Here is a 24,785-nt window from a genome sequence, read left to right on the forward strand (position 1 = left end):
CCTTAAAAAAGCGTTCGCTAAATTACGCTGCAAAATTACGAATAAAAAATGGAAATCGCTTGTCGTTCCAATAAAAAGTTGTAACTTTGCACAGCATTTTCGGAGAGTCCGATGCATTTGAAGTCGTAACCCGTTGTGATTAAGGCGGCTAACGACGGAAAGATGTAATTGCGAAACGTATTAATCAAAACAAAATCATGTATTTGGACAAAGCTAAGAAAGAAGAGATCTTCGCACAGTACAGTAAGGAACAGAACACGACAGATACGGGTTCTGCTGAGAGCCAGATCGCACTCTTCACTTATCGTATCAAGCACCTGACCGAGCATGTAAAGAAGCACCGCAAGGACTATGTTACTACACGCTCACTGACGCAGCTCGTAGGCAAGCGTCGCGCACTGCTCGACTATCTCTACGATCGTGACGTCAACCGTTACCGTGCTATTGTCAAGGCACTGGGTCTCCGCAAGTAAGATCTGCCGACAGCAAAAATAAAAGGTAGAAGAGATGAAGCGATTTCCTTTAGGCTTCTCTCTCCTACCTTTTTATTCTATACATCATCTTGCATCCGGGGTACATTGTCATTTTCTTCAAACGTTTTTTCCTGCCACTTCCGTCACTCCTCGTAATCATATAAATTGATGATTGACAGAATGCTTACGAGGAATGAAAATGACAGCAAGAGAAAAATGAACTTATATTGTGAGAGGTGTAAAGCTTTCCCTCATAGCGGATAGGCTTTATCATTCCGGGCTCTGGATGCCCTCTTTATCTCTTTATTGCTTTCTTCCCATTGATGATATAAATCCCCTTTGGGAGATCTTTCCATGACTGATGAAGCCGCACACCTTGTAGAGAGAAGATGACATCTGAGGTTTTAACATCACTCTTTGAGCAGTCTATTCCTGCAGGTCCCAACTCGTTGACAGTATAAAAGACATGACGCATTGCAAGCGTATTCCACACATCCTGACGTTTTCCTTTCCGTTCGATATCTATGTGTACTTCGTAAGTGTGATTGGCTTCTAACTTAGATGCAGGGAAGGTGATACGTGTCTGGGGGGCATTATTTGCAGCATCACAAGGCAGGTATACGTTGTTGACAGCGCCCAAATCAATCCATCTGCTGTTTGTCAGATCGAGCAGACGATAGTAGATGGGGCCGCGATACCCATTTCTGATCCGGTATCCACTGACTCTTGAATGGACTTGCAGGCCTATCTCTTTTGTTTTGTTGAGTTCAAAGGTTGTATAGTTTGCGTCCTTACCATCCGCCAAGAAGTCAACATAATTAAATTCAATTGTACCTTCATCATTATGTGGCAGCACTTCTATCTCGAAAGGTTGCTTCATTGTAACAGGAATCAGCACGTCCGATCCATTGCGAGTGGCTCTTATAGAAAAGGTTACTTTGTAGGTTCCTACTTCCAAGGCACCGACTCTTCCGGAATTATAGTATTGTGGAAGCATATTGATGGCAAAAGAAGTGTTTCCCAGTCGCTGTGCCACAATATTTGGAGTGAGTAGAAAGCCATTGAGCTCCTCGTTTGTCGCGGTATTTCTAAGTGTCATCACCAAGTCGCCGCGCACTTCTTCTCGTCCGGGGTTGTACAGGGTGAAACTGAAAGCTGCGTAATTTCCAGAGTCAAAATAGAACGGGGCAAGCAGACTTGGCGCCTTCTCCATCACAACGATGTCCTTTGGATTATCTGTTTCGACATTCACTTCGTTGTCTGTCAGCTGTACTTGCATCTCATTGGTATGGTTGACACGTGTCCATTCCCCATGCTCCTCGGTCTGTGTATCGAGCATCTCTGAGTAAACAGGTACTAAACGATAGTTTCCATTAGGAACTCCGTCGAAGTTAAAGTTGTTTACATCGAATGACATGGAAGTAAAGATGGATGCCCAAACATGGTCTGTACCTGTTGTCTGATAGACCTTTACCAGCTTGTCACAGCCATCATACAGTGCAAGGCCTACCCTTCCTGTAAATACTCCCAGCTCGCCCTTAACGGAACTATATGTTCCTAATTTTTTAATCTCGGCAGTAAAGGTATCAGTTCTTGTCCCTTTTGTTTTGTCAATTGAAAAAGTCGTGGTTGCCCGAGCGTCTAATCCCCGTGGTATGTCTGGTAAAGGAGTGGCTTTCCCGTTGTTTGGATGGACACACAAGACCTGCATTTCATCCCAGAAAGAACCTGTTAACCCATATCCTTGAACATTCAGATAGACAGTGTTGATATCGAAATATCCATCGTATTCACCTGCCCAACCCCAGTTGATGTGAATATATCCTCGTTCATCATAGCCGTCAAAAACAAAAGCGTGGTTGCCTCCTGCAACTAAAAGAGGATACCCTTCAGATATTTCTTTCACTACCTCATTGTGGAACTCGTTTGCAGGCAGGAAGTCTTTATCAAGGAACTTCACTGTATAATCGAATGTGTGCCGAAGGGCATTGCAGGCGTATTGCAGATTAGAGTCGCTTCCTTTGTGATAGTATCTCATCCTGACAGCTTTGCCAACATCACGCATCAAGACACCGACTGCCTGTGCTGAACGCTCTGAGCGCATCTCCGCAACGGTATTTTTCATGTCATTCCACCAATAAGCTGTGCTTTTCCTTGCTTCATCTCCCGTAGTTGATACATAGTCGATTGGGCGATTCTGGGGCCACTTATGATAGAACATTAACTGTGCGGTAGCTGTTGCAACGCATCCGGTAGGTGTTGTTTGGCTGCTGATAACCGGTGTGTATTTATTGAAAGGGTAGTATTGACTCCACTTGCAAGTGAGTAATGGCTCTACTCTCCGCTTGATCGGACCCTGTGTCTGAGGTACTTGTAGAACATTGGCGCGCACAGCTTTCACTATGCGTTCATAGTCTTTTAAGAATTGGGTGACGTAAGGTGACTGACTGTTGACATTGTCCGACTTACAATCTCCGTAAGCAACAACTTCATTCAGCCTGTTTTCGCCTGATATGATGACGAATTTCTTATCGTCAGGATTTGTAAACAGATAATATGCAGGCTGTTCATGCGTTTCTGACAAGCGTGTCCGGGGTGTGTTGACTGCAAGTTTCGGATGGTTGATATATTTGGATGCAATCTTTAAGGCCTGTTCTTTCGTAATCGGGTTGGCGTTAACGAAAAGGATGTCTGCAAACAAAGTCAGTGCTAAAAATATCTTCTTCATTTGTCTATATCTATCAGCCGAATCTATTGATTCGTTATATTAAAATCAGTTTGTAGGAATTTGGGGGGGATTAAAAAACAGGCCACGTCTGCTTCTCTTTGTGTAGATAAGTTATTCTTCCCATATTTCTTTTAATGGGGTCATTACAAATTCACGTTCCAGCATGAGCGGGTGGGGAATGATAAGGTCTGGTTCATGGGTACTTAGCTTGTCATAAAGCAGGATGTCCACGTCAATGATACGGTCGGTGTATTGTGCATTGACAGTCTTCTTTGTCCTGCCCATTTCCCGTTCTATCGCCTGTGATGTCTCGAGCAGCTGACGGGGAGCGAGCGGAGTTGAGACACATACACAGGCATTGAGGAAGCGGTTGGGGCTCTCGAATCCCCAAGGTTCCGTCTCATAAAAAGAAGACTGGCGCAGGACAGTGCCAATCTTCTTTCCGATCTGGTCTATCGCCTCACGCATGATTGCCCTTCTGTTGCCGAGGTTCGTACCGAGGGCTAAGTAAACAGTATGCATACTAATCGTCGAGAATCAACAGAGAGTCGCCGAAACAGCCGAACATATAACCGTTCTTCACCGCCTTGTCGTACGCCTCCATCACAAGCTCGTAACCTCCGAAGGCGGCGGTCTCCATCAACAGGGTAGAATAAGGGTGGTAGAAGTTGACCAGCATGGAATCGGCAAAGCCGAAATTATAAGGCGGAAAGATAAACTCATTCGTCCATCCGTCATACTCCTTCATCATTCCGTCCGTACCGACAGCCGTCTCCGTGGCTTTTACGACACTCGCACCGACGGCACAGAGATGATGTCCTGCCTGCTTGGCACCGTTTGCAATGCGACAGGCATCGGCATTGATGTGCATCTCCTCGGAATCCATCTTGTGTTTCGTCAGGTCTTCCACCTCGATGTCATGGAAAGTACCCAGGCCGCAATGCAGCGTGATGAAGGCCTTTTTGATTCCACGGATGTCCATCATCTTCATCATCTGTTCCGAGAAATGGATGTTGGTACCCGGTGCGGAGACGGCGCCCTCATTCTTCGCAAAGACCGACTGGAAATTCTCCATGTCATCAGCCGACGCATGAGCGAACTCCGCTCCCTTCTCCTTCGGACGGTTGTCAATGATGTAACGCGGCAGCGGCGCTTCTCCCAGCGCATACAGCTCGCGCTTGAACTCATCGTGCGGACAGTCGTAGAGGAACCGTAGCGTACGGCCACGGGAGGTCGTGTTGTCGATGACTTCCGCCACCATCGTTCCCGACTCATCAAAGAAGAGCTTGTTGCCGATACGGATTTTGCGTGCGGGCTCTACCAGCACGTCCCAGAGCCGCATCTCCTGGTTCAGCTCACGGAGCAGGAACACTTCGATCTTGGCATCCGTCTTCTCTTTCGTTCCATACAGGCGGGCGGGGAACACCTTGGTATCATTGAAAATAAAGGCATCACCCTCATCGAAATAATCGAGAACATCCTTGAACCGGATGAAGTCTTCTTCTTTCGGCTCACCTTTGACATCCCCTTTGAACATATCAATCCTGCCCGACTTACGGTGGAGTATCATCAGACGGCCTTCGTCCCGGCGCGTGACCGTAAAGGTCTGCGTGCTGCCGTCGCTGCGTGTGAGCACACGGTCAGAAGAATGAGGATACAGGGCTACCTGCTCTTTCGGCAGGTTGAACTTAAACTGTGAAAGCTTCATATTTCTATAACGAGGTGTTTATTGTTATGTTCTGGGGAGTTTTACATTTTCTCTATTGTCTGCTGCCGGAGCCAGCTTTCAAACCGTTCATAGCTGATGCAGTTCTCCACCTGCACGTCTCCGACACGTGTGCGACGCAATGCCGTAAGGTATGCCCCGCTGTCCAGTGCACGCCCGAAGTCGCGTGCCAGCGCCCGGATATAGGTTCCCTTGCCGCAGACAACACGGACTGTCAGCTGCATTTTCTCCGCATCAAAGTGCAGGACCTCTATCTTGTCAATGTGGATATGCTTGGGCTTCAACACCACATCCTCACCGTTCCTGCGGTAGTCGAAAGCACGTTTCCCATCCACTTTTACAGCACTGTACGTCGGGGGGATCTGCTCGATGTCACCCACGAACCGTGCCAGTGTCGCATCTATCAGTTCCCGGGTGATGTGCTCCGTCGGGAAAGTCCCGTTCACTTCATGCTCCATGTCATAGCTGGGTGTGGTCGCACCTAGCTGGAATGTCGCCGTATATTCCTTCGTGTGCGCCTGCAAGGTCTCTATCTGCTTGGTCATCCTGCCTGTTGCAAGGATGAGTACGCCTGTCGCCAGAGGATCCAATGTACCGGCATGGCCGATTTTCACTTTCCCGTCGTTCGCCTGTGTGCAAAGGTAGCGTATGTGTGCCAGAGCCTTGAAGCTCGTAATCCCATAGGGCTTGTCAATGGGGATAATCACCCCTTCTTTGAAGTTCATCAGAATGTTATTGTAGATGGGAATCAGTCAACCATGTTCAAAGACGCACCGGAGAGCAGCATCACAAGGATGACGGCACCGACGATGATGCGGTACCAGCCGAACCATTTGAAACCGTACTTTGCCAGGAAGTTCACAAACCACTTCATCGCCAGCAGGGCGACGACAAAAGACACGATGCACCCTACTGCCAGCATCGCCAGGTTATGTGCCGTAGCCCATGAACCGTCCTCCTTCAGCAGGTCCAGCAGGTCCAGCAGTGTCGCACCGGCCATTGTAGGAACCGCCAGAAAGAAAGAGAACTCCGCCGCACGCCTGCGTGTCAGTCCGTTCGCCATGCCGCCTACGATGGTCGCCATCGAACGGCTCGTGCCGGGAATGACCGACAGGCACTGGAACAGACCGATATTGAAGGCGCGCTTCTCATTCACCTCGTTCTCTTCCCGCCCTTTGTCGAAGATGTCGTCACAGAAAAGCATGAACACACCGCCTGCGACAAGCATCACGGCGACTACCCATACGGAGTCGAGCAGCCAGTCGAGCAGACCGCTCTTCTTTGCAGCCATCCCGATGACCACGGCCGGAAGCACGCCGACAAAGAGCAGCCAGTAAAACCGTACAGGATGGATCATCCTGAGGAAAGGAGACCGACAGTCGGCCGGGGCAGGTGTACGGTCAATCCGGAAGAACCGCCTCCAGTACAGGCATACCACTGAAAGGATGGCACCGAACTGGATAATGAAAGTGAAAGCATGGACAAAGGAGTCGCCCTGCGGAACCCCCATAAGATTCTGCGTAATGATCATGTGCCCCGTAGAAGACACTGGGAGGAACTCGGTCAGCCCTTCGACGATGGAGATGATGATAGTCTGTAAGAGCGTCATTCTGCCTCCGCGTCTTTAGCCTCTTTCGGCTGATAGAGTATTGCACCGATAATAGAGACAAACCCGATGAAAGTCACGACCGGAGCGACCTTGATGCGCTGTGCGCTGAAGATGCTCGGGTCAAACACGGTCTCTGTCGAGGAACCGCCGCTCATGAGGATGAACCCGATGACGACGATGAAGACCCCGACTGCCAACAGAATGAAGTTGGCTTTTCCGAAAGCTAAATTTCTTTTGTCCATATTTTCTTAGGCGATGACAGGTGATGAGGGGCGGCATTTTTACTTTTTCACCCTTTTACTTTTTCCTTTTTCTTTTTTCCTTTTTACTTATGGTTCAGATTTTATACAGGTCGCCCGCCTTCATACGCAGGAACCTGTTTACCGACAGCCACGAGCAGAAAACGGCGATGAGCACGCCGAAGGCCACCATGACGACCGCCGTGATGACCAGTGCCTCCCACGACAGCATTTTCGTGATGTCCGGTTCATAATCGTAGAGGAAACAGACTCCGATGCCCAGCACGACAATGGCCAGCAGGGCGGAAACCAGTCCCTCCAGCACGGCACGCCGCAGAAACGGTGCACGGATGAAGTTCCAGGAAGCACCGACGAGTTTCATCGTGTGGATGGAGAAGCGGCGCGCATAGATACTCAACCGGATCGTATTGTTGATCAAAGAGAAGGAGACGACCGTCAGCAGCACGGCTATCACCAGCAGCACCAGACTGATTTTGCCCAGCGTGTGGTTGACGCTTTCTACCAGGCTCTGGGGATAAGTGATGTCACTCACACCACGATAGGTACGCAGCTCCTGGACAATATTCCGGATGGAGTCATTGTTGGCATAGTTGGCCTTCAACTGCACCTCGATCTCTCCGGTGAACGGATTTTCGCCGGCAAACTCGGCCGGATTGGCTCCCAGCTCCCGTGTGCCCTCCTTCAAGGCCTGCTCCTTGCTGACGAAGTTGAGACTGTTGATATAATGCAGCGTACGCACACGCTGACAGAGTGCTGCGCTCTCCTCCGTACTCATATCGGGCTGGAGAATCATCGTGATGGTGAGATTCTCCTTTACATAAGAGCTGAGATTGCGACTGGTGAAGCCTGTCAGCACGACCATACCAATCAGCATCAGTACCATTGCCGTACTGATACACAGCGTAACAACCTGCAGACTGTGATGACTGCGGGCTTTGTTTCTTCTTTTTGCCATTTCCGAAAAAGGGTATAATACACCGAAATTGATGCAAAGATACTGCAAAATAAAAGAATGGCAAAAGATTTTATAGTTTATTTAGACTTGCCAACACATTTCCATCCTCCCATCCGACAGGTGTGGTTAATTTGTCTTATCTTTGCACACACGCCCTACGACACGGGCCTCAAACAATTCAGAAAAATGAGCACGATCATCTACCCTTCCCCCGTCTTCGGCCCTGTCCACAGCCGCCGGCTGGGCATCTCGTTAGGCATCAATCTGATGCCTGCAGACGGAAAGATATGCACCTTCGACTGCATCTACTGTGAGTGCGGTTTCAACAAAGACCACCGGACAAAGACGCCCCACCCCTCCCGGGAGGCCGTCGCCCGCGCCCTGGAAGCCAAGCTGAAAGAGATGCAGCGGCAGAACGTACACCCTGACGTGCTGACCTTTGCCGGCAACGGCGAACCGACTTCACACCCCCACTTCGCCGAAATCATCGACGACACCATCCGTCTGCGCGACGAGTACTGCCCGAAGGCCAAGATCTCCGTCCTCAGCAACTCTACCTTTATCCATCGCCCGAAGATACACGAGGCACTGTCAAAGGTAGACAACAACATCCTGAAACTCGACACCATCGACCCGGCCTATATAAACAAGGTGGACCGTCCTGCACAGCCCTCTTACGACGTGAACCGAATCATCGCCGGCATAAAGGCCTTCAAAGGACAGGCGATCGTCCAGACCATGTTCCTGAAGGGGACGACCGAGGACGGAACCGATGTCGACAACACCTCGGAGGCCTTCGTCGCTCCATGGCTTGAGGCTGTCAGGGAGATTGCCCCCCGGGAAGTCATGATCTACACCATCGACCGTGAGACTCCCGACCAGTTTCTCCGCAAGGCAGCTCCCGAAGAGCTGAATGCCATCCGCGACCGTGTCATCGCATTGGGCATTCCCTGTACGGCATCCTATTGAGGAAGACCGGCTGTCCGGACCGGCAGAAACGTCCGCCTTACCGGGGATGTCTTCACACTTTCCGCCGCCGGATCTTCCGTGCCGCACCCTGCCAGATGCCGGGCACGCCTTATCCTCTCCATGCTCAGCAGAAACAGCTGACGAAATGAGGAAAGGAGGATAAAACGCTTTGTTTTGTCCTGAATTATTACCACCCTGTTTACACCTTGGAAGCGTGAGGACACCTCTCACCCACTGATGGAGAAGAACGATGCAGGAGAGGAGGAAACCATGTTATTTTAAAGATTGTAACCACTTATTTATCAAGTATATACACAATGGAAAGCAAGAGGTGCTTAGTTGCGTTGCAAACAAGCGTCACTTGACAGGTTATCAGGCGTTGGTTGCAATGCTGACGGGCGTTAGTTAGAACACAGGGAGTGCCCGATTCCTCCACAGGGTGCTGTTTCTTACATTCCTGACACGTATCATGGCACGGACAAATGAGGGCTGGGACATAAAGAAATGTAAACATATTTCTCACCATGCAGCCCCCACATACCCCCTGCTCCAATCAGTACGGCCGTCCCATGAAGCAGACCGATTCCTGCGATGGGCGGGGAAGTCCCTCCCAGGCATAACCTGCATGAAAGAGACGAAGAGGAAAGGAAACAGACGGGAAGGGCCGGCAAAGAGAATGGGGAGGGAGACGGTCCGCCGCCCGACAAGCCTTCACCGGGACACGGAGACCGGCCAGGCGACACCCTTGCGCCCGACAAAAAAAGCCGGCCTTTCGGTCAGCTTTCTTTGACTGTTTATAAGGCATGGCTCTTATATCTTGCTGATGATTCCCTCCTCTGTCCCACGCACGAAGTCTACGATGCTGCGGATTTCGGCAGAATCGGGCACCTGCTGGTCTATCTGGATGCAGGCATCAAACACGGAGGTCTGGCCATGGAACAGCAGCCGGTAGGCATTGGCAATGTGCTTCCGCACCTTCGCCTCGACCCCGGCCGCATCGCCGATAGTAGGATTCACGCCATGGTACTCTACCGGACTTCCGCCCGCAATGATATACGGCGGAACGTCCTTGGAGAAGGTCGTACCGGCCTGTACCACCGCATACTGTCCCACACGGGTGTTCGCCTGCTCGACGACGTTCGAGGAGATGATCGCACCCGTACCGATCCGGCAGTCTCCTGCGATCTTAGCACCATAGCCGAAGACGCAATGGTCGCCGACAACAGCGTCGTGGCTGATATGCGCTCCTTCCATCAGGAAATTGTTTGAACCGAGGACGGTTTTACAGCCGCGGTGGGTGGCACGGTTGATGACAACATTCTCACGGATGACATTGTTGTCGCCCAGGACAAGTTCGCTCTTCTCGCCTACGAAGTTGAAATCCTGCGGCAGGGCGGCCAGCACAGAACCCTGGTGAACCCTGTTCCCGTTTCCCATGCGCGTACCGTTCAGAATGCTTACAAAGGGAAAGACGATGCAGTTGTCGCCGATGACGACATCGTCCTCTATGTATACGAACGGGAATATCTTGCAGCCGTCTCCGATCTTTGCTCTCGGAGAAACCTCGGCCTTTGGACTGATTACGCTACTCATAATCTTGATTTTATTAATGATGAATTACTTGGATCCGCCGCCAAGTGCATTGTAAAGGTTTACGATCGCCTGCAGCTTTGTAAACTGCTCCTTGACCTGTGAGATCTCGGCATTGAGCAGACTCCGCTGGGCGGTGATGACCTCCAGATAGGTGCTTGAACTTTGGGCATACAGCAGTCGGGTATCGTCGACGTTCTTCTTCAGCACACCGATCTGCTGCTCCTGAAGCTGTTCCTTCTCATGCGCCGAATTGTAAGCGACCAGGGCATTGCTGACTTCCGACCCGGCTTTGAGAATACTGTTCTGCCAGGTGTTGTAAACCTGCCTGTACTTGTCCTGCGCCACACGCAGGCCGGCCTTCAGCTGTCCGCGCATGAAGACAGGCTGTGTGAGACTCCCCACGACACTCAGCAGCAGCTTGCCCGGGTTCACCATCCCGTTGCTGTTGGTCCAGGCCCCCGTAGGTGATATGTTCAATGCCGGATAGAAACGGCTCCGCGCCTCCTGAACGTTATAGAAGCACTGCGCCAGCGCCATCTCGTTGGCATGGACATCGGCGCGGTTGCTCAAGAGCTGTACCCCGATACCGCCGGAGAAGCTGGACGGCAGATGCTGACGGTCCAGGCTGCCGCGGGCGATGCCCTGTGCCGGTTCGCCGAGAAGCAGGCTGAGCGCATTCTCCGTCTCGCGGATCTGACGGCGGATGTCGGCCGCCTGCGTCTGCACGCTGTAATAGGCCGCCTCGGCACTCTGCACGCTTGTCGAACGGGCACGGCCGTAGTCCATCTGCAGCTTCATCATGTCCCACGTGTTCTTCGTCAGGCCGGACATGTCATCGACGATCTGCTGCTGACGGTCGAGCATCAGGAGCGTGTAATAGAGGTTGGCGACGTTGCAGATAAGCGTCGTCTGCACAGACACCTGATAGTCGCGCATCTGGATGAGCAGCATCTGTGCCGACTTCTTCGCCGAACGGAGCCTGCCGAAGAGATCCACATCCCAGCTGGCAGAGACAGGAAGGGTGTAAGCCTGCGTCGGGGAGGCATGCGACCCGAAATGGGAAATCGTACCTGTCGGTGCGAACACCACCGACGGCAGGAAAGCCAGCTTGGAGGTCTTGACCTGCTGCTCGGCGATGTCTATGTTCAATGCAGCGTTGATCAGATCGGGGTTGTTATCGAGCGCCTTCTCGATAAGAACCTGCAGCTGCGGATCAGTGAAGACACTGCGCCACGGCAGGTTGCCGAAGTCGTTGGTGCCCTCCAGCGTCGCCTTGTCGTCAACCGGGTCACGCACAATGCCGTTCACCTTCACGTCAGGACGCTCGTAAGTGCCATAGAGGCTCCTGCAGCCTGTCAGGGACAGGGCCGCAAGAGCAATGACGTATATGTTCGTTTTCATCATGATCATACCTTTCTTATTATTCCTCAACAACATAATCGGTAGCAGGTCCCTTGGAATACTGTTCGAGTTCCTTCCTGACGTTTGCATCCGCCTCGTCATCGAAGACAAGCGGCTTGATGCGTTCCTGCAAATACTGGAAGATGGCGAACAGGGACGGAACTACAAAGACCTGACAGAGCGTGCCGATCAGCATACCGCCGACAGCGGCCGCACCCAGCGTCTGGTTGCCGTTATGTCCTACGCCGCTTGCAAACATCAGCGGCAGCAGCCCGACGACCATGGCCAGCGAGGTCATGAGGATAGGACGGAGACGTGCTCCGGCACCCAGGATAGCCGCATACCTGATGGCCATGCCTGTACGGCGGCGCTCAAGGGCAAACTCAACGATCAGGATGGCATTCTTCGCCAACAGACCGATCAGCATAATCAGAGAGATCTGCATGTAGATGTCGTTGTTGTGACCGAAGACCATCGTAAAGATGAAAGCACCCGCCAGACCGAACGGAATGGAGAGGATTACCGCAAGCGGCAGGAGGTAACTTTCATACTGAGCACTCAGAATCAGGTAGACGAAGACGATACACAGCACGAAGATGATTGCGGTAGAGTTCGATGACTGCTGTTCTGATTGCGTCAGACCGGAGAACTCGTAGCTGTATCCCTGCGGCAGGACCTGCCGGGCCACTTCCTCTACCGCCTGGATAGCCTGTCCCGAAGAGTAGCCGTCGGCAGGAGTCGCATTGACGGCAATTGAGGTGAAGAGGTTGAAACGGGTGATGTTGGAGGGACCGTAGACACGGTTCAGCGTACAGAACTCACTCACAGGCGCCATCCCGGAAGCTGTCCTGACATAGATATTGCTCAGTCCGCTCTCACTCATCCGGCTCTCGACCGTCCCCTGGATCATGACACGGTAGAGTTTGCCGTACGCATTGAAGTTGGAAGCATACAGACCGCCGTAGTAGCCCTGCAGGACGGAAAGGATGGCAGCGGGAGAGGTCCCGGCCTGCTTTGCCTTTGCCACATCCACGTCGACCATATACTGCGGATAATTAGGATTGTATGTCGTCAGCGCACGGCTGAACTCCGGACGCTTGTTCAGGGCGGCCAGATAATCCTGGGTCACCTTGAAGAACTTGTTGAGGTCGCCGCCCGTTCTGTCTTCCAGAGAGAAAGAAAGACCGTTTGACACGCCGTAACCCATGATCATCGGCGGTGCGAAGGCAATTACCTGCGCCCCCTTGATGCTGGCGGTCTGCTTGTAGATCATGCCCAGAATCATGTTGGAGGAGGCCGGGTCTATGAACAGCCCAGCGATTCCCGCACCCGAGAAGACAGACTTGATGCGGTCGAACACACCATATTCGCGCTCGGCGAAAGGCTTCAGTTTGATGATAAACGTAGACTGGTTGGAGCCCTGTCCGGCGAGGAAGTTGTAGCCTACGATCTGCTCGCGGCGCTCGATATACGGGTTGCTTGCCAGCATCTTGTCAATCTGGTCGGTCACCTTCTGCGTCTCTTCCTGCGATGTTCCCGGCGGCATACTTACCATGGCGAACAGCGTTCCGGTATCTTCATCAGGCACGAGGCCGGTCTTGGTGAAGGTCATTGTCAGTACGAGTGCGATGATCCCGACCACCACGGACAGCCCGGTGATGAGCCGATGGCTGATCATCTTCTCTACCAGTTTCTGATACTTGCGGTTGACCTTCTCGTACTGGACATTGAAGGCAGCATGGAAGCGGTCGATATGCGAGAGCTTCTTTCCCGCCTCCCTGCCGTGCGGTTTCAGGAAGATGGCACAGAGCGCAGGGGAAAGCGTCAAGGCGTTCAGGGCGGAGATGACGATAGACACCGCCATCGTCACTCCGAACTCACGGTAGAACGTACCGGAAGTCCCCCCGATGAATGATACCGGGACGAACACGGCCGACATCACCAGGGTAATGGAGATGATCGCACCTGAGATCTCGTTCATCGCATCGATGGCGGCCGTCAGGGCACTCTTATAGCCCAGATCGAGCTTGGCATGGACCGCCTCGACCACCACGATGGCGTCATCGACCACGATGGCAATCGCCAAAAGCAAGGCCGAGAGCGTCAGCAGGTTGATGGAGAAGCCGAATACCCAGAGGAAGAAGAATGTACCGATCAGGGCCACCGGCACGGCAATCATAGGAATCAGCGTCGAACGGAAGTCCTGCAAGAAGACATACACGACGAAGAACACCAGCAGCAGCGTGATGAACAATGTACGGACTACCTCCGCAATAGAAGCGAAGAGGAACTCGGTAACATCCTGCTCAATCGTCACCTTCATGCCCGGCGGCATCTGCTTCTGCGCATCCGCCAGAGCCGTCTTCACGTCATCGGCAATCTGCGTGGCATTGGATCCGGCCACCTGATTGACCATACCGATCACCGCCGGACGGTTGTTGTTCTTCATTGCGACAGAATACTGCAGACCGCCCAACTCCACCTTCGCCACATCACGCAGGTGAAGCGTCTGTCCACTGGTATTGCTGGAGATGATGATGTTCCCGTATTCTTCAGCCGTCTTCAGCCGTCCCTTATAACGCATGGTGTACTCATACTTGAGGCTGCTCTGCTCGCCGAAGGAACCCGGGGCAGCTTCGATGTTCTGCTCGGCAAGGGCTGCGGAGACGTCGGAAGGCACCAGTCCGTACTGTTTCATCTTCTCCGGCCGCAGCCAGATGCGCATGGAGTAAGTCTTCACACCCGGCGTCTGGACATCACCGACACCACTGATACGCTTGAGCATCGGCACGATGTTGATGTTGTTGTAGTTCGTCAGGAACTCATCATCATACCGGCCGTCGTCCGTTGTCAGAGAGTACATGATCACGTTGGAACTCTGCCGCTTGGACACCGTGACACCCACACGCGTCACCTCGGCGGGCAACAGTGCCTGTGCCTGCGACACTCGGTTCTGCACGTTGACGGCTGCCATGTCCGGATCAGTCCCCTGCTTGAAGTAGACCGTGATCATGGCCGAACCATTGTTCGTGGCGGTAGACTGGATGTAGGTCATGTTCTCCACACCGTTGATGCTTTCCTCCAAAGGCGTGATGACGGAGTTCAGCACCGTCTGGGCATCGGCACCCTGATACGAAGTCATGATAGAGATCGTAGGAGGAGCAATATCCGGATACTGCTCGATAGGCAATGAAACCAATCCGATCGCACCCAGAAGTACGAAGAAGATAGATATAACCGTCGAGAGTACCGGCCGTTTGATAAAATTAGTAAATGTCATAATGCTTGGTTGTTAGTCACCTACTTGTCCTCTCCTTTCATAGCCTTCAGAAAGCCTGATGCAGAACTCTGGTTCTCACCGAGCTTCTCGGCTTTCTTGATGGCCTCGTCATACTGTGCCGGCGTAAGAGCCTTGATCTGTGCGCCATCCTCAAGGTTAGAGATACCCTTGCTCACAATGCGATCCCCCATCTTCAAACCGCTCGTCACGATATAATTGACACCGTCATTCTGCGGATCGACGGTGATCTCGCTGTAATGCACCTTGTTGTCGCCGTCTACCTTATAAACAAAGATCTTGTTCTGCACCTGTGCAGTTGCCTCCTGCGGCACCAGCAGCGCATGGTTGTTGTTCTTGGCTATGACGATCTGGCCGCTGCCGCCGCTCTTCAGCAGATGCTCCGGGTTGGGGAAACGGGCGATGACACTCACCGTTCCGGTTGCAGCGTCAATCACGCCGCTTGTCTTGACAATGGCTCCTTCATGCCCATACGTAGAGCCATCGGCCAGCAGCAGGCTGACACCCGGGAAAGCCTTGATGGCATTGTCCAGTCCGTTGTTCCTGCGGCTCAGATTCAATATGTCAGACTCGGTCATGGAGAAGTAAACCTCCATGGAAGATGTGTTGCTGACCGTCGTCACAGGCTGGGCGGATGACGGACTGACCAGCGCGCCCTCCTTGAAGGGAAGGCTGCCGATATAACCGGATGCCGGACTCTTCACGTAGCAGAAGCCAAGGTTATCCTTCGCCGAAGCAAGCATGGCCTGTGCCTGCCGAACGCCTGCTTCCGCCTGACGCACAGCAGCATTGGCCGATGCCACACCGCTCTGTGCCTGACGGACAGCGGCCTGTGCCGTCTCGTAGGCATTCTTCGCCGTCTGCAGCTCATAGTCGCCGATTACCTTGTTGTTATAGAGGTTCTTGCTGTTGCTGTAGGTCAGACGGGAGGTAGCCGCCTGCGCACTGGCAGAGTTCAGACTGGCATTCGCCTGCACGACACTGGCCTGTGCCTGTGCGACACTGCTCTGTGCCGAGTTCACCTGCGCCTGTGCCTGACGGACTGCAGCCTGATAGGTCGCATTGTCAATGACGAAAAGCACCTGTCCGGCACGGACATATTCGCCCTCATGCACATTCAGCCTGGTGATGAATCCGCTCACTTTCGGACGCACCTCTACGTCCTGTATGCCCTTGATGGTGGCAGGATAAGTTGTCTTCAACTGTGCATTGGATGCACCGATTGTAATCACCGGGTATTCATTACTTGTCGGAAGTCCATGCTGACCGCCGCCGCAACTGGCGAGCAACGTCACTACGGCCAGCGCAAACAGTAAGATTCTGTTATTTTTCATATTCAAATAGTTGTATATTCTCTTTTCCTTATTTATCTCAACAGGCGAAAGTCTCATCCGGACATGGAGCCCTTTTGTCCTCCACCAGAACAGGCGTGTCGAAAACTATATTACCATTAGTCAGTTTCCGATTTGCAAATATACTCATTTCTATCGCAGGCCTTTGATGCCCTGTCCCATTTTTAACAATAATTGTCTATACCAATCCCAAATCCACCGCTTTTTTAGTCAATAGTGCCAGCAGCGGCTCACGTTCGTTGGGCACTTGGTTGTCGAGCACGGCATCCTTCAGTGTCTGTTTCAGCACTCCCACTTCCCTGCTCGGTCTGAGATGGAACATCTCCATGATCTCATTGCCATCGATGCAGGGCTGCAGCAGCCGTTTATAATCACGCTCCTTAAGATCCTTCAGCTTCTCGCGGACAACACGGAAATTGTCAAGAAAGCGTTTCTTCCTGACGGCGTTCTTGCTCGTTATGTCCGCTTCACAGAGCGTCATCAGGTCGTCTATATCGTCGCCGGCATCGTTCATCAGCCGCCGGACGGCAGAATCCGTCACCTCTTCGTCGGCAATGACAATCGGCCGCATATGCAGGTCGACCAGCTTCTGGACATACTTCATCTTGCTGTCCATCGGCAGCTTCAGCCGCCGGAAGATGCCCGGCACCATCTTCGCCCCCACGAAGTTATGGTTATGAAAGGTCCAGCCGGCTGCCGTATCCCAACGCTTGCACTTCGCCTTCCCGATGTCGTGCAGCAGGGCGGCCCATCGCAGCCAGAGGTTGTCCGTATGCCTGCAGATGTTGTCCAGCACCTCCAAGGTATGATAGAAATTGTTCTTGTGCGCCCGTCCGTTCCTTGTCTCGACCACATCCAGCGCGACGAGTTCCGGGAGGATGAGCTGCAGCAGGCCACAGCGGTACAGCTCGACAAAGCCCTTGCTGGGCGTCGGCGTCATCATGATCTTGTTCAGCTCCTCCTCGATGCGCTCCCCGCTGATGATCCTGATCCGCTCGGCATTGCGTTCCAGAGCTTCGAAGGTCTCCTCCTCAATGAGGAAATTAAGCTGTGCGGCAAAACGGACACAGCGCATCATGCGCAAAGGGTCGTCAGAAAAGGTAACGTCAGGGTCGAGCGGTGTACGGATAATGCCGTCCCAGAGGTCGTCGACACCGCCGAAAGGATCCACCAGCTCGCCGAAGCGTTCCCTGTTCAGGCAGACGGCCAGCGCATTGATGGTGAAGTCGCGGCGGTTCTGGTCGTCCTCCAGCGTACCGTCCTCCACGGCAGGCTTCCGGCTGTCGTGGCTGTAGCTTTCCTTCCGCGCCCCGACAAACTCCACCTCCGTGTCCTTGTACTTCACCTGCGCCGTACCGAAATTGCGGAAGACGGACAGGTGCGCCTTCCTGCCGAGGATGCCTTTCAGCCCACTCGCCACCTGAATGCCACTGCCCACTACCACCACATCAATGTCGTTAGAGGGACGTTCCAGAAACAGATCGCGCACGTATCCGCCGACCACATAGCACTCCAGACCGAGCCTGTCGGCAGCATCTGAAATGTGATGGAATATATCGTTATCTAATAGTTCTGCCAGTTCGGCATCAGAGAGATCTCGCATAGAATAATGTTGTCTTTTATAAATAAAAAGCATTGCAAAGTTACACAAATTACTTTAGTTCTACAAATGATACGGAGAATAAGGTGAAAAACGAGCAGACCTCTACTGTATCATCAACTGCACATTTGAAGGATAATTTCATAAGATAAACAAATACAACGAAAAAAGTATATGCAGCAAACATTCCCAACCGCTTGGGAATACGAGTTCCAAGCCTCGGGACAGCTGTTCCCAAGCAATCGGGAATGCAAGTCCCAGGCGGTTGGGAATACAGTAGCTGTTGTGTGTGGTTACGACCACACCATAGCTACCATCCTGACTGCCGGGTGTCTGTTTGCGTACCCGGTCATCCTGCGCCCCCTCCTTGCCGATACCCTATCGATGCCTTGCAATCACCTTTCCGTATGGGAATAGTTGTCAATTCATTCGTTTATTACAATGAAAATAAGTATTTTTGCAGTCAAATCAAGATAAGACAATGACAAGTCAACTGACAAAGACACAGCAGGAATTTCAGGACGTGCTCGCTGAATGCAGAAGCCTTTTTGCAAAGAAGCTCCACGACTATGGCGCATCATGGCGCATCCTGCGCCCGTCATCCCTCACCGACCAGCTTTTCATCAAGGCGAAACGCATCCGATCGCTGGAAATCACGGGGGAGAACCTGGTGGGAGAAGCTGTCCGTCCGGAGTTCATCGCCCTGATCAACTACAGCATCGTGGGACTTATCCAGCTGGCAAAAGGCTTTGTCGACAGCGTTGACATGAGTCCGGACGAGGCATTGACACTCTATGACAGCTATGCAAAGGAAGCCTACGAGCTGATGATAAAGAAGAACCATGACTACGGCGAGGCATGGCGCGATATGCGTGTAAGCAGCTATACCGACCTCATCCTCACGAAAATAGAACGCATCAAGGAAATCGAGGACCGCGGCGGAGAGACACTCGTCAGCGAGGGTATCGATGCCAATTACATGGACATAATGAACTATGCCGTTTTCGGGGCCATCAAACTGCATGAATAAAACCAAGTCCATATCGGTAAATGCGTGCCGTGCGCTGCTGGCACTGACGTTCATCTTCTCGGGATTCGTCAAGGCCATCGACCCGCTGGGATCGCAGTACAAGATTGCAGAATACCTGGAGGCCGTACAGCTGTCGGCATACGTCCCGGACTGGGCACAGCTGATGCTGGCCGTGGGACTGTCGGCCGTAGAGTTCACGCTGGGCGTACTGCTGCTGCTCGCCATCCGCCGGCGGCTGGCGAGCAAGGTGACGCTGGCATTCATGGCCGTGATGACGGCCGTGACGCTGTGGCTCACCGTCAGCGACCCCATACAGGACTGCGGCTGCTTCGGCGATGCGATACGCCTTACGAACACACAGACGTTTCTCAAGAACGTCGTCCTGCTGTCGGCTTCTATCGTCCTGACACGATGGCCGCTGTATCAGGTGCGGTTCATCTCGAAGACCAACCAGTGGATAGCCTTCTACTTCACCATCGCCTTCATCCTCACGGCCTCCCTGCTGAGCCTCTACCACCTTCCCATCTTCGACTTCCGCCCTTATCACATCGGTCAGAACATCAAGAAGGGAATGGAGATACCGAAAGGGGCGAAGCAGACTGTCTACAAGACCACCTTCATCTGCGAGAAGAACGGCGTTACCAAGGAGTTCACGGAGGACAACTACCCTTATGACGACTCGACATGGGTGTTCAAGGACACCCATCAGGAAATCCTGGAGCAGGGCTACGAGCCGCCCATCCACGACTTCTCCATCACCGACCAGCAGACCGGCGACGACCTGACGGACAGCATACTGACCCGGGACGGATATACCTTCCTGCTCATCGCTCCCGTGCTGGAGCGTGCCGACGACAGCAACTTCGGCGAAATCGATGCCGTCTACGAATACGCCAAGGAGAACGGATACGGTTTCTACGGTCTCACAGCCAGTACTGACAAGGCCGTGAAGCACTGGCGGGACATCACCGGTGCGGAATATCCTTTCTATACGACGGACGGCACGACACTGAAGACCGTCATCCGCAGCAATCCGGGGCTGGTGCTGCTCTACAAGGGAACCATCATCAACAAATGGAGCCACAACGACCTGCCGCAGCAGGACGAACTCAACGCACCGCTCTCGCTGATAGAAACCGGACGGGAGCCGGAAGACAGGACATGGACAAAGATTGTACTGATCATCGTCTGCTATGTCTTCCCACTGGCTTTCCTGATTGCCGCCGACCGCATCTGGTCGTGGACAAGATGGGTGCGGAAACGGGAAGAATGGCTCAGGCAGAAGGAAGACTGGCTGAAGCAGAAAGAACAGTCAAACAGATTATATCAACTCTTAAAACGTAAAAGACAAATGAGAAAGAAAATTGTAGCAGGTAACTGGAAAATGAACGAGACCCTGCAGGAGGGTGTCGCACTGGCAAAGGAAATCAACGAGTCGCTGAAGGCAGAGAAGCCGAACTGTGACGTTGTCATCTGTACGCCGTTCATCCATCTTGCAAGTGTTGCACAGGTGCTGGACAGCAGCCTCGTAGGTCTGGGTGCAGAGAACTGCGCCGACAAGGAAAAAGGTGCCTACACGGGCGAAGTGTCAGCAGCGATGGTAAAGAGCACGGGCGCACAGTACGTCATCCTCGGGCACTCGGAGCGTCGCCAGTACTACGGTGAGACGGCAGAGATTCTGAAGGAGAAGGTACGTCTGGCACTGGCCAACGGCCTGAAGGTCATCTTCTGCTGCGGCGAGACCCTCGAGGAGCGCGAGGCTGAGAAGCAGAACGAGGTGGTAAAGGCAGAACTCGACGGTTCCGTATTCAACCTCACGGCAGAGGAGTGGAAGAGCATCATCCTCGCTTACGAACCGATCTGGGCCATCGGTACCGGCAAGACCGCCACATCCGACCAGGCGCAGGAGATGCTGGCTTACATCCGTTCGATCGTTGCAGAGAAGTACGGCAAGGAAGTGGCCGAAGAGACCTCCATCCTCTACGGCGGCAGCTGCAAGGCAAGCAACGCTCCCGAACTGTTCGCCAAGCCTGACATCGACGGCGGCCTGATCGGCGGTGCTTCGCTGAAGGCTGCTGACTTCAAGGGCATCATCGATGCTTGGAAGAAGTAACCAACAGAAACAAAAAAAAGGATTCTATTGGCCTTCTTTTGCGCCAATAGAATCCTGTTTTAACCATTACAGAGAATGAGAAGACTCCTTACAATCATAGTGTTCATGCTGACAGCCGTTGCGGCGGCAGATGCCCAGGGGTCGGTGACGGTGACACAGAGTGCCGAAATCGACGCGCTTGTCAACGGAAAGAAGCCGGCAAAGAAAACGAACAAAGACCGGAAGAAAGTAGAGAGTCAGCGTGAGACAACACGCCCGGCGGTCAAGCCACAGGAAACAAGACAGCTGGCTGTACCTAAGCTCAACGACCACAAGCCGGAGATCGCACGGCCGGACAACAGCACCCTGCAGCCCCGTGAGGCCGTAAGGACGAAACTGGTGAAACGTTTAGTCAGAAGACCGCACGTCCCTGCACCGGACGAGATGGAAGACACGCGTCTTGTGACCAGACGGGTCAGGAAAGGGATAAAGAAGGTGAGGGGATTCCGTGTACAGGTCTTCAGCGGCGGCAACACACGCATAGCACATCAACAGGCGGACAAGGCCGGACAGAAAGCCAAGGAACTGTTCCCGGAGCAGCCCGTGTACGTCCATTTCTATCCCCCGCGCTGGATGTGTCTCGTAGGCAACTTCACCAGCTATGATACAGCAAGAAGAGTCATGCGGGCCATCCGCAAAGGAGGCTACCCGCACGCCAACGTAATCCGCACGATGGTGACCATCAAGACTTCACAGTTTGTCGACAATTAAATACAAGTTACACCTTATATAATATAACAGCGACAGCCAGACTATGGGAACAGGCAATATATCCCGGACAAGATATGCCCGCCCCAAGGGACGCTGTCAACCAGAAACAAGAATAATATGACTCCAGAAACACAATTCCGTGAAGGATTAGACGAACTGGCAGCACATTACCGAAAGGTGCTCACCCTATTAGGAGAGAACCCTGAAAGAGAGGGATTGGAGAAGACCCCGATGCGTGTTGCCAAGGCCATGCAGGTATTGACACGCGGCTATACGCAGGATCCGCACAAAGTATTGACCGATGCGCTGTTTGAAGAAAAATACAATCAGATGGTCATTGTCAAGGACATTGACTTCTTCTCCATGTGCGAGCATCACATGCTGCCATTCTATGGCAAGGCGCACGTGGCGTACATCCCGAACGGACACATCACGGGACTGAGCAAGATCGCCCGTGTCGTGGACATCTACGCACATCGGCTGCAGGTGCAGGAACGCCTGACGGAACAGGTCATGCAGTGCATCAACGACACGCTGAAGCCGCAGGGGGTGATGGTGGTCGTAGAGGCCAAGCACATGTGCATGCAGATGCGCGGTGTGGAGAAGCAGAACTCCATCACCACCACGAGCGCATACAGCGGCGTGTTCGGGTCGAGCAAGACGCGCAACGAGTTCATGGACCTGCTGCGGGGAGAGACTAAGAGAATATGACAGGGGGCTTTCTTCGATATGGGCCTAACCAGATACAATTCACACTTAACACATCAAAGAAATGAAAAAGATTATGAATGCTGCCGCCACAGCAATATGCTTATTCGCAATGGCATGGACTGCTGTAAGCTGTTCCAGTGATGATAATCATCAGAACTCTGCTGACCAGATGCTCAAGAATATGCTCGGGTCCTATGAGGGTACGCTGGGTTTCTCATATAGTACATCAACAATTTCCGGATGGACAACCAGCTGGAAGGTGGATGAGACGCGCATCATCACGATTGACAAGTTCCCTTATCGAACGCTGGCGAACGGCGTATCAAAGGAAGGATCGACAGGAACAGAGTCACCGCTTCATGCCGCCCTGCTCAAGGTAAAGGACGCTCCGCTCAAAGCCGTCATCAAAGGGATCGGGCTGTCTGACAGCAACGCCTCACTCACCATCATACCGCAAATCAAGTTCAACGTGACAATCGATGGTGACACCTATGAAATGAAAGGCTATATCACGGACGACAAGCCCATGTTCAGCAGCCGTTACACGATGAGCAACTCAGAGATGGTCCTCGAATTCACGGTGGAGAAGCTGGTAAAGGTGAACAATGCGCATGGTACATCAGAGGTACAGAAAGACTTTGACAGGCCTGTTACCTATTATCTGAAAGCAAACAAGAAATAAGATGAAACTGATTTCATGGAATGTAAACGGACTTCGCGCCTGTGTGGGTAAGGACTTCGAGCAGCAGTTCAAGGCGCTGGATGCCGACTTCTTCTGCCTGCAGGAGACCAAGATGCAGGCCGGACAGCTCGACATCAGCTTCCCCGGATATACGTCATACTGGAACTACGCTGACAAGAAAGGCTATTCCGGCACGGCCATCTTCACGAAGCACAAGCCGCTGGACGTGACCTACGGCATCGGCATGGACGAGCACGACCATGAGGGACGTGTGATCACGCTGGAGATGGACGACTTCTATCTCGTAACGGTCTACACACCGAACTCGCAGGACGGTCTTCGCAGACTGGACTACAGAATGAAATGGGAGAAAGATTTCCAGAATTATCTCCACTGGCTCGATGAGAAGAAACCCGTCGTGGTGTGCGGTGACATGAACGTGGCCCATGAGGAGATCGACATCAAGAACCCGAAGACGAACCGCAGGAATGCCGGTTTCACCGATGAGGAACGTGAAAAGATGACTCAGCTGCTGGACAGCGGATTCATCGACACCTTCCGTTCGCTCTATCCGGAGCAGGTAACCTACTCCTGGTGGTCGTACCGTTTTCGTGCGAGAGAGCGGAACACAGGCTGGCGTATCGACTATTTCCTCATTTCCGAACGTCTGCGAGACCGTCTCGAAGATGCCAAGATCCACACGGAAATCATGGGAAGCGATCACTGTCCGATAGAAGTCGACCTGAAGTAGGACCTTCGTATGCGTGCCCAGATCAAGACATTACTTCTGATGGCTGCTGTACTGGCAGCCATCGTCGTCTATGCTGTTATCCCTGCGGAGATAACACTGGGCAGCTATACGATCCGGAAGATAACACTTGCCCGCCTCTCCCGCCTGCACATTGAACAGACAAGACAGAAGAGGCGGGCTGTGAAAAAGACACGTCGGAACCAGACTGTCCTTTTCATCGGAGACTCCATGGTAGAGGGACTGTCACGCCGAATGGGCGATTATGCCAGTGAGAACGGACACAGGCTCTACACCGTCATCTGGTACAGTTCATCCACCGAAAGCTGGGGGACGACGCACACACTGGAGCATTACATAGCCCGATACAGGCCGACGTATGTTCTCATCTGTCTGGGAAGCAATGAACTCTTCGTCAACGACCTTGCCAGCCGGGCGCAATATGTACGCAACATCGTGAAGAAGCTGGACGGCATACCCTTTGTCTGGATAAGCCCTTCTGACTGGAACGGCGACACAGGCATCAATGATGTCATACAGGAGAATGTCGGTACAGGACGTTTCTTCGACAGCCGCAATCTCAAGCTCAGACGCGGGAGCGACCATTATCACCCGACATGGGCGGCCGCAGCCTATTGGATGGACACGGCGGCCAGGTTCATTTCCAGCCAACAGTGTGCTGCTCCCTTACAGTTGAACAGGCCCAACACCCACCATAAGGCAACCCGTACGAAGCTCCTGCAACCTTCCTTCGAAGGTTTTAAATGAGACGAAGACAGCTAAAAAC

21 protein-coding genes are annotated in these 24,785 nt (G+C 52.8%); 9 read left to right on the forward strand and 12 right to left on the reverse strand.

What is annotated here, in order from left to right:
* The first annotated feature begins 197 nt into the window (after positions 1-197).
* The gene (gene rpsO, locus HMPREF9141_RS10500; protein WP_007368721.1) at positions 198-473 is read left to right on the forward strand and encodes a 30S ribosomal protein S15; all 276 of its coding nucleotides are present in this window, start codon (positions 198-200) and stop codon (positions 471-473) included.
* Positions 474-768: 295 nt separating this feature from the next.
* Here the strand turns inward: rpsO and HMPREF9141_RS10505 are convergent, their stop codons facing one another.
* From HMPREF9141_RS10505 to HMPREF9141_RS10535, 7 genes are all read right to left on the reverse strand, one after another.
* The gene (locus HMPREF9141_RS10505; protein WP_007368722.1) at positions 769-3,201 is read right to left on the reverse strand and encodes a C10 family peptidase; all 2,433 of its coding nucleotides are present in this window, start codon (positions 3,199-3,201) and stop codon (positions 769-771) included.
* Between the two features lie 111 nt (positions 3,202-3,312).
* Positions 3,313-3,723 (reverse strand): 2-amino-4-hydroxy-6-hydroxymethyldihydropteridine diphosphokinase, encoded by a 411-nt coding sequence (gene folK, locus HMPREF9141_RS10510; protein WP_007368723.1) that lies wholly within the window; start codon positions 3,721-3,723, stop codon positions 3,313-3,315.
* Between the two features lies 1 nt (position 3,724).
* Positions 3,725-4,909, reverse strand: coding sequence for an S-adenosylmethionine:tRNA ribosyltransferase-isomerase (locus tag HMPREF9141_RS10515; protein WP_007368724.1), 1,185 nt, complete (start codon positions 4,907-4,909; stop codon positions 3,725-3,727).
* A gap of 41 nt (positions 4,910-4,950) precedes the next feature.
* Positions 4,951-5,652 carry a tRNA pseudouridine(55) synthase TruB gene (gene truB, locus HMPREF9141_RS10520; protein ID WP_007368725.1) on the reverse strand — a complete coding sequence of 234 codons (702 nt, stop codon included), beginning with the start codon at positions 5,650-5,652 and terminating at the stop codon, positions 4,951-4,953.
* Between the two features lie 23 nt (positions 5,653-5,675).
* The gene (locus tag HMPREF9141_RS10525; RefSeq protein ID WP_007368726.1) at positions 5,676-6,536 is read right to left on the reverse strand and encodes an undecaprenyl-diphosphate phosphatase; all 861 of its coding nucleotides are present in this window, start codon (positions 6,534-6,536) and stop codon (positions 5,676-5,678) included.
* Positions 6,533-6,778, reverse strand: a complete 246-nt coding sequence (locus HMPREF9141_RS10530; protein ID WP_007368727.1) for a DUF3098 domain-containing protein — start codon at positions 6,776-6,778, stop codon at positions 6,533-6,535. The genes HMPREF9141_RS10525 and HMPREF9141_RS10530 overlap by 4 nt, the downstream gene beginning before the upstream one ends.
* A 94-nt stretch (positions 6,779-6,872) precedes the next feature.
* Positions 6,873-7,751 (reverse strand): cell division protein FtsX, encoded by an 879-nt coding sequence (locus HMPREF9141_RS10535; RefSeq protein ID WP_040554829.1) that lies wholly within the window; start codon positions 7,749-7,751, stop codon positions 6,873-6,875.
* Between the two features lie 186 nt (positions 7,752-7,937).
* Here HMPREF9141_RS10535 and HMPREF9141_RS10540 point away from each other — a divergent pair, with 186 nt between their 5' ends.
* Positions 7,938-8,720: a radical SAM protein gene (locus HMPREF9141_RS10540; protein ID WP_040554831.1), complete on the forward strand. Its 783-nt coding sequence runs from the start codon at positions 7,938-7,940 to the stop codon at positions 8,718-8,720.
* An 810-nt stretch (positions 8,721-9,530) separates the two neighbouring features.
* Here HMPREF9141_RS10540 and lpxA read toward each other — a convergent pair.
* The 5 genes from lpxA to HMPREF9141_RS10565 all read right to left on the reverse strand — a co-directional run bounded on the left by lpxA (position 9,531) and on the right by HMPREF9141_RS10565 (position 17,967).
* Positions 9,531-10,313: an acyl-ACP--UDP-N-acetylglucosamine O-acyltransferase gene (lpxA, locus tag HMPREF9141_RS10545; RefSeq protein WP_007368732.1), complete on the reverse strand. Its 783-nt coding sequence runs from the start codon at positions 10,311-10,313 to the stop codon at positions 9,531-9,533.
* A gap of 24 nt (positions 10,314-10,337) precedes the next feature.
* On the reverse strand, positions 10,338-11,717 hold the full coding sequence (locus HMPREF9141_RS10550; RefSeq protein WP_040555065.1) for an efflux transporter outer membrane subunit: 1,380 nt from the start codon (positions 11,715-11,717) through the stop codon (positions 10,338-10,340).
* A gap of 16 nt (positions 11,718-11,733) precedes the next feature.
* The gene (locus HMPREF9141_RS10555) at positions 11,734-14,994 is read right to left on the reverse strand and encodes an efflux RND transporter permease subunit (RefSeq protein ID WP_007368734.1); all 3,261 of its coding nucleotides are present in this window, start codon (positions 14,992-14,994) and stop codon (positions 11,734-11,736) included.
* 20 nt (positions 14,995-15,014) lie between these two features.
* The gene (locus HMPREF9141_RS10560) at positions 15,015-16,346 is read right to left on the reverse strand and encodes an efflux RND transporter periplasmic adaptor subunit (RefSeq protein ID WP_040554833.1); all 1,332 of its coding nucleotides are present in this window, start codon (positions 16,344-16,346) and stop codon (positions 15,015-15,017) included.
* A 196-nt stretch (positions 16,347-16,542) separates the two neighbouring features.
* Positions 16,543-17,967 carry a CCA tRNA nucleotidyltransferase gene (locus tag HMPREF9141_RS10565; RefSeq protein ID WP_040554835.1) on the reverse strand — a complete coding sequence of 475 codons (1,425 nt, stop codon included), beginning with the start codon at positions 17,965-17,967 and terminating at the stop codon, positions 16,543-16,545.
* A gap of 478 nt (positions 17,968-18,445) precedes the next feature.
* Between HMPREF9141_RS10565 and HMPREF9141_RS10575 the strand changes: the two genes are divergently transcribed.
* The 7 genes from HMPREF9141_RS10575 (at position 18,446) to HMPREF9141_RS10605 (ending at position 24,766) form a co-directional block, all read left to right on the forward strand.
* Complete coding sequence (locus HMPREF9141_RS10575) at positions 18,446-18,994, forward strand: DUF1599 domain-containing protein (protein ID WP_007368739.1); 549 nt, start codon at positions 18,446-18,448, stop codon at positions 18,992-18,994.
* Positions 18,987-21,107: a BT_3928 family protein gene (locus HMPREF9141_RS10580; RefSeq protein ID WP_007368740.1), complete on the forward strand. Its 2,121-nt coding sequence runs from the start codon at positions 18,987-18,989 to the stop codon at positions 21,105-21,107. Before HMPREF9141_RS10575 ends, HMPREF9141_RS10580 begins: the two co-directional genes overlap by 8 nt.
* A 75-nt stretch (positions 21,108-21,182) precedes the next feature.
* Positions 21,183-21,857 carry an SPOR domain-containing protein gene (locus tag HMPREF9141_RS10585; protein WP_007368741.1) on the forward strand — a complete coding sequence of 225 codons (675 nt, stop codon included), beginning with the start codon at positions 21,183-21,185 and terminating at the stop codon, positions 21,855-21,857.
* Positions 21,858-21,974: 117 nt separating this feature from the next.
* Positions 21,975-22,568: a GTP cyclohydrolase I FolE gene (folE, locus tag HMPREF9141_RS10590; protein WP_004352441.1), complete on the forward strand. Its 594-nt coding sequence runs from the start codon at positions 21,975-21,977 to the stop codon at positions 22,566-22,568.
* 61 nt (positions 22,569-22,629) lie between these two features.
* Positions 22,630-23,250 carry a DUF4840 domain-containing protein gene (locus HMPREF9141_RS10595; protein WP_007368742.1) on the forward strand — a complete coding sequence of 207 codons (621 nt, stop codon included), beginning with the start codon at positions 22,630-22,632 and terminating at the stop codon, positions 23,248-23,250.
* A gap of 1 nt (position 23,251) precedes the next feature.
* Positions 23,252-24,001, forward strand: coding sequence for an exodeoxyribonuclease III (locus HMPREF9141_RS10600; protein WP_007368743.1), 750 nt, complete (start codon positions 23,252-23,254; stop codon positions 23,999-24,001).
* A 9-nt stretch (positions 24,002-24,010) separates the two neighbouring features.
* The gene (locus tag HMPREF9141_RS10605) at positions 24,011-24,766 is read left to right on the forward strand and encodes an SGNH/GDSL hydrolase family protein (protein ID WP_007368744.1); all 756 of its coding nucleotides are present in this window, start codon (positions 24,011-24,013) and stop codon (positions 24,764-24,766) included.
* Positions 24,767-24,785: the final 19 nt, after the last annotated feature.

Origin of the sequence: Prevotella multiformis DSM 16608, from assembly GCF_000191065.1 — a bacterium.
Taxonomy (GTDB): domain Bacteria; phylum Bacteroidota; class Bacteroidia; order Bacteroidales; family Bacteroidaceae; genus Prevotella; species Prevotella multiformis.

What these genes read in the sequence shown, in the direction of transcription:
- lpxA (WP_007368732.1), bottom strand. Translation starts at nt 10,313, where the DNA reads ATGAGTAGCGTAATCAGTCCAAAGGCCGAGGTTTCTCCGAGAGCAAAG.
- HMPREF9141_RS10600 (WP_007368743.1), top strand. Translation starts at nt 23,252, where the DNA reads ATGAAACTGATTTCATGGAATGTAAACGGACTTCGCGCCTGTGTGGGT.
- HMPREF9141_RS10605 (WP_007368744.1), top strand. Translation starts at nt 24,011, where the DNA reads ATGCGTGCCCAGATCAAGACATTACTTCTGATGGCTGCTGTACTGGCA.
- HMPREF9141_RS10580 (WP_007368740.1), top strand. Translation starts at nt 18,987, where the DNA reads ATGAATAAAACCAAGTCCATATCGGTAAATGCGTGCCGTGCGCTGCTG.
- HMPREF9141_RS10515 (WP_007368724.1), bottom strand. Translation starts at nt 4,909, where the DNA reads ATGAAGCTTTCACAGTTTAAGTTCAACCTGCCGAAAGAGCAGGTAGCC.
- HMPREF9141_RS10540 (WP_040554831.1), top strand. Translation starts at nt 7,938, where the DNA reads ATGAGCACGATCATCTACCCTTCCCCCGTCTTCGGCCCTGTCCACAGC.
- HMPREF9141_RS10555 (WP_007368734.1), bottom strand. Translation starts at nt 14,994, where the DNA reads ATGACATTTACTAATTTTATCAAACGGCCGGTACTCTCGACGGTTATA.
- folK (WP_007368723.1), bottom strand. Translation starts at nt 3,723, where the DNA reads ATGCATACTGTTTACTTAGCCCTCGGTACGAACCTCGGCAACAGAAGG.
- HMPREF9141_RS10505 (WP_007368722.1), bottom strand. Translation starts at nt 3,201, where the DNA reads ATGAAGAAGATATTTTTAGCACTGACTTTGTTTGCAGACATCCTTTTC.
- HMPREF9141_RS10575 (WP_007368739.1), top strand. Translation starts at nt 18,446, where the DNA reads ATGACAAGTCAACTGACAAAGACACAGCAGGAATTTCAGGACGTGCTC.
- HMPREF9141_RS10525 (WP_007368726.1), bottom strand. Translation starts at nt 6,536, where the DNA reads ATGACGCTCTTACAGACTATCATCATCTCCATCGTCGAAGGGCTGACC.
- HMPREF9141_RS10560 (WP_040554833.1), bottom strand. Translation starts at nt 16,346, where the DNA reads ATGAAAAATAACAGAATCTTACTGTTTGCGCTGGCCGTAGTGACGTTG.
- HMPREF9141_RS10595 (WP_007368742.1), top strand. Translation starts at nt 22,630, where the DNA reads ATGAAAAAGATTATGAATGCTGCCGCCACAGCAATATGCTTATTCGCA.
- HMPREF9141_RS10535 (WP_040554829.1), bottom strand. Translation starts at nt 7,751, where the DNA reads ATGGCAAAAAGAAGAAACAAAGCCCGCAGTCATCACAGTCTGCAGGTT.
- HMPREF9141_RS10550 (WP_040555065.1), bottom strand. Translation starts at nt 11,717, where the DNA reads ATGATGAAAACGAACATATACGTCATTGCTCTTGCGGCCCTGTCCCTG.
- HMPREF9141_RS10565 (WP_040554835.1), bottom strand. Translation starts at nt 17,967, where the DNA reads ATGCGAGATCTCTCTGATGCCGAACTGGCAGAACTATTAGATAACGAT.
- HMPREF9141_RS10530 (WP_007368727.1), bottom strand. Translation starts at nt 6,778, where the DNA reads ATGGACAAAAGAAATTTAGCTTTCGGAAAAGCCAACTTCATTCTGTTG.
- truB (WP_007368725.1), bottom strand. Translation starts at nt 5,652, where the DNA reads ATGAACTTCAAAGAAGGGGTGATTATCCCCATTGACAAGCCCTATGGG.
- rpsO (WP_007368721.1), top strand. Translation starts at nt 198, where the DNA reads ATGTATTTGGACAAAGCTAAGAAAGAAGAGATCTTCGCACAGTACAGT.
- folE (WP_004352441.1), top strand. Translation starts at nt 21,975, where the DNA reads ATGACTCCAGAAACACAATTCCGTGAAGGATTAGACGAACTGGCAGCA.
- HMPREF9141_RS10585 (WP_007368741.1), top strand. Translation starts at nt 21,183, where the DNA reads ATGAGAAGACTCCTTACAATCATAGTGTTCATGCTGACAGCCGTTGCG.